The 10,388-nt window shown below is 43.3% G+C and carries 7 protein-coding genes and 1 rRNA gene; 1 reads left to right on the top strand and 7 read right to left on the bottom strand.

Annotated features, from left to right (window positions below; genetic code table 11):
- Window positions 1-119: 119 nt before the first annotated feature.
- From ACEYKX_RS00550 to ACEYKX_RS00540, 3 genes are all read right to left on the bottom strand, one after another.
- Window positions 120-536, bottom strand: a complete 417-nt coding sequence (locus tag ACEYKX_RS00550) for a DUF805 domain-containing protein (RefSeq protein WP_373766124.1) — start codon at window positions 534-536, stop codon at window positions 120-122.
- The gene (pepN, locus tag ACEYKX_RS00545) at window positions 536-3,145 is read right to left on the bottom strand and encodes an aminopeptidase N (RefSeq protein ID WP_373766123.1); all 2,610 of its coding nucleotides are present in this window, start codon (window positions 3,143-3,145) and stop codon (window positions 536-538) included. The genes ACEYKX_RS00550 and pepN overlap by 1 nt, the downstream gene beginning before the upstream one ends.
- Window positions 3,146-3,281: 136 nt before the next feature.
- A complete protein-coding gene (locus ACEYKX_RS00540) occupies window positions 3,282-3,965 on the bottom strand; it encodes a YggS family pyridoxal phosphate-dependent enzyme (protein WP_373766122.1) in 684 nt (227 codons plus the stop codon).
- Window positions 3,966-4,033: 68 nt separating this feature from the next.
- On the opposite strand from ACEYKX_RS00540, the gene ACEYKX_RS00535 reads away from it, so the two are divergent.
- Entirely contained in the window at window positions 4,034-4,573 is a 540-nt protein-coding gene (locus ACEYKX_RS00535) for a KdsC family phosphatase (RefSeq protein WP_373766121.1), read from the top strand.
- Between the two features lie 41 nt (window positions 4,574-4,614).
- Here the strand turns inward: ACEYKX_RS00535 and pssA are convergent, their stop codons facing one another.
- The 4 genes from pssA to rrf form a co-directional block, all read right to left on the bottom strand.
- Complete coding sequence (gene pssA, locus ACEYKX_RS00530; protein WP_373766120.1) at window positions 4,615-5,982, bottom strand: CDP-diacylglycerol--serine O-phosphatidyltransferase; 1,368 nt, start codon at window positions 5,980-5,982, stop codon at window positions 4,615-4,617.
- Window positions 5,983-6,184: 202 nt separating this feature from the next.
- On the bottom strand, window positions 6,185-9,001 hold the full coding sequence (gene ileS, locus ACEYKX_RS00525) for an isoleucine--tRNA ligase (RefSeq protein ID WP_373766119.1): 2,817 nt from the start codon (window positions 8,999-9,001) through the stop codon (window positions 6,185-6,187).
- A 64-nt stretch (window positions 9,002-9,065) separates the two neighbouring features.
- Complete coding sequence (gene ribF, locus ACEYKX_RS00520; protein WP_373766118.1) at window positions 9,066-10,025, bottom strand: bifunctional riboflavin kinase/FAD synthetase; 960 nt, start codon at window positions 10,023-10,025, stop codon at window positions 9,066-9,068.
- Window positions 10,026-10,294: 269 nt separating this feature from the next.
- A 5S ribosomal RNA gene (rrf, locus tag ACEYKX_RS00515) occupies window positions 10,295-10,388 on the bottom strand; the annotation flags it as partial.

The raw sequence follows: 10,388 nt of genomic DNA, 5'->3' as shown, positions 1-10,388 counted from the left end.
TGCGTTGGTTAAACGCAATGAAAAATGGGACGCTACACGCTACTTATCCACAGAAGCTGTGGGTTAAAATTGAATAACTTTTTTATGTGTGAACACAGTTGCTACATCAAGAATAGAGATTACCTAAATCTCACACTCAATCCTTTCTCACCATACTGATTTGCTTCAGGATTACCTGCAAACACCCCCCATTCCATCAGCAGCATCGTTCCGATAAACATCGGCATCATTATGCCAAGTAACCACGCCATTGTCCCTTGTGCGGCAAGAGAGGCGAGATAACATAAAATCGGTACGCCTACCATCAGCAGCGCTTTACCCGAACGGTTGCGATCATGCAAGCGCTTGACAATCACGGCGGAAAGACTGTATGCCGAGAGCGTGAGCGGAATCACGCTGATCCAACTGAAAGCGGTCGGATTTAAGATAAAATTTGCAAAAATAAATAAAAATGCAAAATTGATCCCAAAACCAATCCAAAAGCCTTTACGGTTTAACCTTCCATGAAAAGAAAATAACGCTTTATGCCAGATCATTACTGCAACGCCTTTTCAATTTTTTCAAACAGATCACGAGCAAGATTATCCAAGCCTTTCAAACGCTCTAAGCCGCGACGCATCAGAGTTTGGCGCTGAGTATCGTAACGCGCAAGTTTAATCAACGGTTCAATTAAACGCGCCGCCACTTGCGGATTGGTGTCGTTTAAGTCGGTTAACCTATCCACCAAGAAACGGTAGCCCGAGCCGTCAATCGCATGAAACGCTTTCGGGTTATGATTGGCAAACGCACCGATTAACGCTCGAACCCGATTCGGGTTTTTCATGTTAAAGCTTCGGTGTTCCAACAAGCGCTGAACCAACTCAAGTACATTGTCATCCGGACGGGTGGCTTGCAGCATAAACCATTTATCCATGACCAAACCGTCTTGGTACCATTTTTCTTCAAAATCATTCAATAAGTGATCCCGACACGGCAGTTGCGCTTTCGTCGCCGCCGTTAGTGCCGCTAACGTATCCGTCATATTATCGGCGGTATGATAATGTTTATATATCAAACTGTTTCCGTGCTCACTAAACGCCAAATAAGATAAACAGACGTTACGCAATGCCCGTTTTGCCATCTCTTCCGCCGTGACGCAATAGGCTGCCGTGTTATACTGTTCATAAGTCGCTAAAAAACGCACTTTCAGTGCCTCGGCAATTTCACGTTGCATAAAATCGCGCACAACCGCAATACCTGTCGGATCAATGACTTTGAACAGCTCGGCAAATTCCGTTTCCTTCGGTAACGTCAATGCCAATGCCGCCAACTCCGGATCTCGGTCAGCGTTATCCAGCACGATGGTCAATGCCTCCAATAAGGATTGAGAGAAAACCATGCTCTCACCTTGTTGATAACGGCTTAGGTTTTCTCTTAATTCATTGTTAAACAAGGTTTGTGCGACATCCCAACGCACAAAGTCATTGTCCGCATATTTTAATAGCGTGATTAATTGTGTGTTACTGTAGTTGTAATCGAGACGAACCGGTGCGGAAAAATCACACAATAATGCAGGCACTGGGCGTTGCTGAACATTATGAAACTCAAAGGTTTGATGGTCGTGAATCACATCCAACACATCACTGACGGTCAACAGCTCGTGCTGTAATCGGATTTTCTGACCACTTTCGCTATACAACGCCACTTTTAACGGAATGTGCAAATTCACTTTTTCCACTTGATCCGTTGTCGGCGCCGTCATTTGTGACACATGCAAACGATAAGTATGGTGCTTTTCGTCGTAGTCGTCGGAAACGGTTAATTCAGGCGTTCCCGATTGGCTGTACCAACGACGGAATTGGGTAAGATCAATACCGGAAGCGCGCTCCATTGCCGACACAAAATCTTCACAGGTTGCCGCTTTGCCGTCGTTTTCTTCAATGTACAGCTTCATACCTTTTTGAAATCTAGCTTCACCGAGTAAGGTGTGAATCATGCGGATGACCTCCGCCCCTTTTTCATACACGGTCACCGTGTAGAAATTATTCATTTCAATCACCTTTTCGGGACGAATCGGGTGAGCCATCGGACCGGCGTCTTCCGCAAACTGAAAGGTTCGCAAAAAGCGGGTATCTTCAATCCGTTTTACCGAACGAGACCATAAGTCGGAGGTAAATTCTTGATCGCGGAAAACCGTTAAGCCTTCTTTCAAACTTAGCTGGAACCAATCCCGACACGTGATGCGGTTACCCGTCCAGTTGTGAAAATATTCATGGGCAATTACCGCTTCGATGTTTAAGTAATCTTCATCGGTCGCCGTTTGAGGGTTGGCCAGTACGAATTTCGAGTTAAAGATATTTAATCCTTTGTTCTCCATCGCCCCCATATTAAAGAAATCGACCGCCACGATCATATAAATGTCCAGATCGTACTCCAGCCCGAAGCGCTCTTCATCCCATTTCATCGAACGTTTCAAACTCTCCATCGCCCAAGTTGCACGGTCAAGATTACCTTTATCGACATAAATCTCAAGCGCCACTTCACGCCCGCTCATGGTGATAAATTTATCTTGCAGGAGATCAAAATCCCCGGCGACGACGGCAAACAAATAACTCGGTTTGAAAAACGGATCTTCCCATTCCACCCAATGACGTCCGTCGTCCAGTTCGCCTTGCGCAATTCGGTTACCGTTTGACAGTAAATACGGATAACTACGCTTACAAGCGGTCAGTTTCGTGCGATATTTTGCAAGTACGTCAGGGCAGTCCAACATATAGGTGATTTGACGGAAACCTTCCGCTTCACATTGGGTACAAAGCGCTTCCCCTGATTGATACAATCCTTGCAAAGAGGTATTTTTAGCCGGCGTTAATACCGTTTGAATCTCAAGTTCAAACTGTTCCGCCGGGAACTTGGCAAGTTCAAGCGTTAAAGACTCTTCTGCTTTTTTATAGTATGTAAACGGCTCACCGTTAAATTTAATCGACAGAAATTCGAAGCTGTGCCCGTCCAAGGTAAGCGTCGTCGCCTCCGGATTTTGACGTGTGACGTTTAAGGTCGACGTCACCAATGTTCGCTCGGGATCGAGCTGAAAATCAAGGTAAATATCGGTAACGGTAAAATCAGGTCGGCGATAATCTTTTCTGAATTTTGCTTTTGGTTGCATGCTATTTCCTTAAAGACGGGATAATATCGTGAGGCGTAAGTATATTGCAGTTTGGCTTGAAAGTCATGGAGACAAGCAAACGATCGTCAATTTTGCAAACCGGTTCACAAAACTGACCGCTTGTTATTGACTAATGTTATTCTCGCGCTCCGAAAATGGCAGTGCCGATACGTACCATGGTAGAACCGCATTCGATGGCGCTTTGCATATCATCGGTCATGCCCATTGAAAGCGTATCGATTCCCTCAAAACGGCATTGTAACTCTTGATATAATCGAGACATTTCGACAAAGGCGGTCTTTTGCCTCGTCGGATCGGATTCCGGCTGCGGAATTGCCATTAAACCGCGTAATTTCAGTTTCGGCAGTTGGGAAATTTGTGTCGCCAATTCAAGCATTTGCTCAGGCTTGATCCCCGATTTAGTGTCCTCATCGCTGATATTAATTTGAATCAACACATTCAGCGGTTGGCGTTCAGCCGGACGCTGATCATTTAAACGCTGTGCTATTTTTAATCGATCAACGGTTTGCATCCAATCAAAATGTTCTGCAACCAAACGGGTTTTATTCGATTGCAGCGGTCCGATAAAATGCCATTCCAGCGTTGGAATATGGGCAAAATAGTGAATTTTCTCAATACCTTCCTGTACATAATTTTCACCGAAAGCGGTTTGTCCGGCATCAATCGCCTGTTGAATGGCCGAAACCGGTTTGGTTTTACTGACAGCAAGTAACTTTACCGCATCCGCGGGGCGCTTTACTTGCAGACTGATTTGTTGAATTTGCTGTAAAATTGTCGTTAGATTTTGAGAAATCGACATAATGGACTCCAAAAAGCTATAATGGCGCAAAATAATAAAACTCCCCCAAAATAAAATCAAGGAAGCTTATGCACAGACTAACAAAAATCAAATTAGTCATCACCGATATCGACGGAGTCTTAACCGACGGTAGTTTGTACTACACCGAAGAAGGCGAAACAATCAAATACTTTCATGTAAAAGACGGATTAGGCATTAAAATGTTAATGGCATGCGGTATTCATGTTGCCGTGTTATCCGGTGGCGATACGCCTGTTTTACGTCGCCGCATCAAAAACTTAGGCATTTCACTTTATCAGTTGGGGAAATTATCAAAACGAGACGCCTGTTTTGAGTTAATGCGCCAAGCCGGTGTAACAGCTGAAGAAACCGTATTTTTAGGTGACGATACTTTGGATTTACCGGCGTTTGAAGTATGCGGATTGGCGGTTGCCGTCGGTGATGCGTTCGATTATATCAAAGCTCAAGCGGATTTCGTGCTGACCCGTAACGGTGGGCAGGGTGCGTTTAGAGAACTTTCCGATCTGATTTTAAAAGCACAAGGCAAGGAAGACGTATATGCCACCGCCGACGGCTTTATGAAAGTCGTTAATCAGATGGCACAATAGCAATCAGTGCGGAACACTCGTATTCCGCACCGATTTATCCGTCATAACAACATTCTGACAATCTTGTCCAATTTTACCCGCCCGAATTTTTTCAGTAGTTTTTTCACTTTTTCCGGGTAATCTTTCAGCTCTTCCAAATCGCTGTAATGGGTTAAAACAGTCGTATGCGTACGAATTTGCGCTAACTCGCCTTGGGCTTTTTCGGTGAGTTCTCCGTTTGGATCGGAAATCAACACCGCATTTTCCGCATCGAGTTTCCATGCTCGCGGATTCAAATTATTCCCTGTCAATAAAATATAACGATCATCAATCCATACGCCTTTCAGGTGATAGCTATTACCACCGTCTTTCCACAAACGGACGGTGAGTTGCCCGTTTTGAAGGTAGTAATCGAAACGTTTGGTAAACGCCCGTAAATTCCGTTCGTATAAATAGGGTAATGCCGATGCCATCGTAAATTTTTCTTCAGGTGGCGTGAAAAAGTCGTTTGCCGTTTTATCACCGACAATAATTTCAATTTGTTTGCCATTCTCTAATAACCACGTAATACGTTGGCTGATAGAACGTGGGAAATTGAAGTAAGGGGTGCAAATCGTTAATTTCTGTTGCACTTGGAAAAACAGTGCTTCAATCGTTTTATTCAGCGGATTTTTACGCCCTAAACCCACTAAAGGTGAAAGCATAAGTTGAGAATGATCCATCGTTCTACCGTTAAAACGATATTCTTGCTGGCTTAATTCTTTACGAAACGTTTTAACAAGCGGTCTGATTTCAATAGTTTTTGGACGATTTGCTTGATCCAAGCGATTTACCGCCGGGTTAGTCAAAATATTCTGTTGAATAAAATTGACCCAACTGTCCGCCAGCGTTTTATTTTCTATTTGATGATAGCGGTCGTAACGATAACGCTCAAACTGCTGTAAATAGACGTTGTTAATGCTCGCTCCGCTATAAAGCAAGGTATCATCAAACACAAAACCTTTTAGGTGCAACACGCCGAAGATCTCACGTTTATTGACAGGAACACCATAAAACGCAATCTCTTGCTCTGTCGGCAGGGCATATTGCTCACGCATTTGGGTGTACCAGTCGGCGTTTGAACTTTGGGTTGCTTCGCCGATACGCCCACGTTGCGCCCTATGCCAATCCACAAGGATTTTGATTTCCAGCTGTGGGTTAGCTAATTTCGCTTGATAGAGTGCATCTAAGATCTCTTGCCCAGCTTCATCTTTTTCAAAATAGAGCGCGGTGAGATAAATGCGAAATTTTGCTTGTTTGATTAACGCTAAAATTTGTTGTTTAAACGCAGTGCTACTTGTTAGAAAATCCACTTTTTCGACCGCTTGGGGTATGAAGGTGAGATTGTCTAAGTGGCGTTTTGCACGGGTTTGTTTGTTTAGAATAAGCATTGTTAGTCCTCTGTTACTTTTCTTTGCGTGTATTGAAACACGCTCAGATGGTTCAGAAGGTAGTTCTAACCGCAACAAGCGGTGAGTTTTAATCAGTTTTTTGTAATATCTATTTTGTAGGGGTGGGGTTTATCCCCACCCTCTAAAATATCAATATGATTTCGGGCGGGGATAAACCCCGCCCCTACGAATGAAATAGAAACTAAGCAAAACGACGAGTTTCGCCTTCGCCTGCCACATTCTCCACACAACGCCCACAAATCTCAGCGTGTTCTGTATTTGCACCAATATCTGTCGCATAGTGCCAGCAACGTGGGCATTTTTCACCGTCAGCACGTTCTACTTTCACCGCAAGACCGGCTAGTTCGCCTTCTGCAACATCGGCTTCGGCAAGTGGTTTAACAATCGCTTGTGAAGTGATTAACACAAAACGTAACTCGTTGCCTAGCTGTTCTAACAATGGACGAATATCATCATTTGCATAAACGGTGACTTTCGCTTCAAGACCAGCACCGATTAACTTGTCGTTACGTGCTTGCTCTAATACACGATTGACTTCAGCACGCACTTTTAACAGTTTTTGCCAGTAGTTGTCGTCTAATTTATCGCTTTCACTTAAACCGAATAATCCTGTATAAAATTCTTCGGTAAAGACAAACTCTGAACGTCCTTCCACTTGTGGTAAGTAGCCCCAAATTTCATCGGCGGTGAAGGATAAAATCGGAGCCATCCAACGTACTAATGCTTCTGAGATATGCCACAGCGCAGTTTGGCAACTACGGCGTGCAAGGCTGTCTGCTTTGGTGGTGTATTGACGGTCTTTGATAATATCTAAATAGAACGATCCCATTTCGATTGAACAGAAACGCATTAAACGCTGAACAACTGTATGGAATTGATAATTATCATAGGCTTCTTTAATGTCGTTTTGTGCATCTAACGCACAGCTTACCGCCCAACGATCTAAGGCGATCATCTCTTCAGGTTTAACGAGATCACGTTTTGGATCGAAGCCGTTTAAGTTCGCTAATAGGAAACGTGCAGTATTACGGATACGGCGATAAGTGTCGCCTGCACTGTTTAAAATGTTGTGCGAAACGGCAATTTCACCGGTGTAGTCCGTAGATGCAACCCATAAACGTAAAATATCTGCACCATTTTTGTTCCACACTTCACTTGGCACAATCACGTTACCGAGTGATTTTGACATTTTGCGACCTTTTTCATCCACGGTAAAACCATGTGTAAGCACTTGATTATAAGGTGCTTTATTATCGGTTGCCGTAGAAAGCATTAATGATGACATAAACCAACCACGGTGTTGGTCTGAACCTTCAAGGTACATATCCGCAGAGTTGCCGTTAAACTCTGGGCGTTGTTGCACCACAGACGCATAGGTCGATCCCGAGTCGAACCACACATCAAGGGTATCAGGCACTTTACGATAGATTTTCGCATCTTCTTCGCCTAAGACTTCTTTCGGATCTAAATCCCACCACGCTTGAATACCTGACTGCTCAACACGTTTTGCCACTTCTTCCAAAATTTCTAAGGTGCGTGGGTGTAGCTGTTCTGTTTCGTTATGCACAAACATTGTCATCGGCACGCCCCAAGTACGCTGACGAGAGATACACCAGTCAGGACGGTTCGCCACCATCGTATCAATACGTGCTTCGCCCCAACTTGGGATCCAACGTACACGTTTAATTTCGCCTAATGCCTGTTTGCGTAAACCTTGCGTTTCCATACCGATAAACCATTGCGGTGTCGCACGGAAAATAATCGGAGTTTTGTGACGCCAGCAGTGCGGATAGCTGTGTTTGATACGCTCTAATTTGAGCAACGCCCCAGTTTCTTTCAGTTTTTCAAGGACTAAATCATTACTTTCAAACACGCCTTTGCCGGCAAAGAATGGCGTAGTTGAAACGAATTTACCATCGTTTGCCACCAAACAAGCCATTTCTAATTTATATTTTTGACCTACAATATAGTCGTCTAAACCGTGATCCGGTGCGGTGTGAACTAAACCTGTACCGCCATCGGTGGTAACGTGATCGCCTAAAATAAACGGTACGCTAAAATCGTAGAATGGGTGATTGAAACGCATTAACTCTAAGTCACTGCCTTTCGCTGAACCTAACACTTCCACTTGCTCAACGCCCGTTGCTTTTTGCACGGCTTCCACTAATTCGGTCGCAAGAATAACACGCTCATCGCCAAATTGTACGAGTTGATATTCTAATTCTGCATTTAACGCAATCGCACGGTTTGACGGCAACGTCCAAGGGGTTGTTGTCCAAATCACCGCAGAAATCTGACCGCTTCCTTTGCCCTGAGCATTAAATTTCGCTTCCACGGCAACAGGATCTACCGCAGAGAAACGCACATAGATTGACGGCGAGACTTTATCTTCATATTCCACTTCGGCTTCAGCAAGGGAAGAGCCACAGTCTAAACACCAGTGAACCGGTTTTGAGCCTTTGTATAAATGTCCGTTAGCAATCACTTTACCTAATGTACGGATAATGTTCGCTTCCGTATTGAAGTTCATTGTCAGATATGGATTATCCCAATCGCCCAACACGCCCATACGGATAAAGTCTGCTTTTTGCCCTTCAACTTGTTCCGCCGCATATTTACGACATTCTTGACGGAACTCCGCCGCTGAAATTTTTTCATTTGGCTTACCCACCAAACCTTCTACTTTCAACTCAATCGGCAAACCGTGACAGTCCCAACCCGGGATATACGGAGAGTCAAAACCCAACGCAGTTTTTGATTTAATAATAATATCTTTTAAAATTTTATTAACGGCGTGACCAAGGTGAATATTCCCGTTCGCATACGGAGGACCATCGTGCAGAATAAAGGATTTTTTCCCTTTTGATGCTTCACGAATTTTTTGATAGAGCTTTTTGTCGTACCAATTTTGTAACATCGCAGGTTCACGCTTAGCGAGATCCCCACGCATTGGAAAGCCTGTTTCAGGCAGATTTAATGTGTTTTTGTAATCAGTCATCTTATTGTTCCAATTAATAAAATTTAAAAATAAATCGGTGATTGCGTATTTGCAAAATTCTCTCTCAATCTGACCGCTTGTTATGGGCAAAAAAGTCTTTTACTTCAATCACATCACGTTCTATCTGTGATTTCAGTTCATCAAAACTTGCAAACTTAATTTCTGAACGAACTTTCTTTAAAAAACGTACTTCAATCGCTTGCCCATAAATAGATTTGTTAAAATCAAATAAATGCACTTCTAATAACGGTTTTGTTCCGTTTATCGTCGGTCGATTACCGACATTAGCAATGCCGTTGAACATGCCTTCCACCGTTTCAACTTGCACGGCATAAACACCTTGGATTGGCGTCACTAAGCGGTTCAACATAATATTTGCTGTTGGAAACCCAATGGTTCTTCCTAATTTATTTCCATGCGCCACTCTGCCACGGATGGAGTAAGGTTTTCCCAACATTTTTTCAGCTTGGCTTAAATCGTCCCGTTGTAAAGCTTGGCGAATTAATGAGCTACTAATTCGCTCTTCCCCTAAGCAATGGCTATGAGAATTTTCAACACTGAAACCAAACTGTTCTCCTGCTTTTTGCAAAATTTCGAAGTTTCCTGACCGCTTGTAACCAAACTGGAAATCATCGCCAACGCTTAAATATTTCACATTTAATTTATCCACCAATAAAGATTGAATAAATTCTGCAGGCGCTAACTCTGCAAACTTTTGATTAAAACGAATACAGAGTAAATAATCTATGCCGATTTGTTGTAATGCCGAAATTTTATCGCGCAACCGCATTAAACGTGCCGGTGCTGTAGAAGAGGTTAACTTTTTAGCAAAAAATTCTCGTGGTTGCGGTTCAAAAACCATGACCACCGAAGGCACGCCTAATATCTTAGCTTGTTCAATTAAACGTTTCAAAATTTGTTGATGCCCTAAATGAACGCCGTCAAAATTTCCGATTGTTAATGCACATCCATTTCGGAAATCAGGCATATTCTTAAAATTATAAACTCCACGTATTAATTGCATTATTAAGTCGGCTTTAGTTTTTCAAACAAAAAATTGTTTCCGATTATACGGGGAACAGGGATAAATGGAAAGATAGATAAAGAACTTATCATAAGAAACCGAATAAAATGAATACAAAAGGTGATGCAATGTCTCTTGCAAGCGGTCAGACTCGCCTTATAATTTGCAAAATATTCCCCCAAACCGACCGCTTGTAATTCTGCAACCTATACCCTCAAACGCAAAAAACCGCAAGCTATCTCTAACTTGCGGTTTCTCTCGTATTAAAACCCTGATGGTGCCCTACTCTCACATGGGGAAACCCCACACTACCATCGGCGTTACTGCGTTTCACTTCTGAGTTCGGGATGGAATCAGGTGGGA

The organism is Glaesserella sp. (assembly GCF_041817755.1).
Taxonomy (GTDB): Bacteria; Pseudomonadota; Gammaproteobacteria; order Enterobacterales; family Pasteurellaceae; genus Glaesserella.
This window is presented reverse-complemented; position numbering and strand designations above follow the sequence as displayed.

Excerpts from the sequence above, each read along its gene's own strand:
- ACEYKX_RS00550 (WP_373766124.1), bottom strand. The coding sequence starts at position 536 with ATGATCTGGCATAAAGCGTTATTTTCTTTTCATGGAAGGTTAAACCGT.
- pepN (WP_373766123.1), bottom strand. The coding sequence starts at position 3,145 with ATGCAACCAAAAGCAAAATTCAGAAAAGATTATCGCCGACCTGATTTT.
- ACEYKX_RS00540 (WP_373766122.1), bottom strand. The coding sequence starts at position 3,965 with ATGTCGATTTCTCAAAATCTAACGACAATTTTACAGCAAATTCAACAA.
- ACEYKX_RS00535 (WP_373766121.1), top strand. The coding sequence starts at position 4,034 with ATGCACAGACTAACAAAAATCAAATTAGTCATCACCGATATCGACGGA.
- pssA (WP_373766120.1), bottom strand. The coding sequence starts at position 5,982 with ATGCTTATTCTAAACAAACAAACCCGTGCAAAACGCCACTTAGACAAT.
- ileS (WP_373766119.1), bottom strand. The coding sequence starts at position 9,001 with ATGACTGATTACAAAAACACATTAAATCTGCCTGAAACAGGCTTTCCA.
- ribF (WP_373766118.1), bottom strand. The coding sequence starts at position 10,025 with ATGCAATTAATACGTGGAGTTTATAATTTTAAGAATATGCCTGATTTC.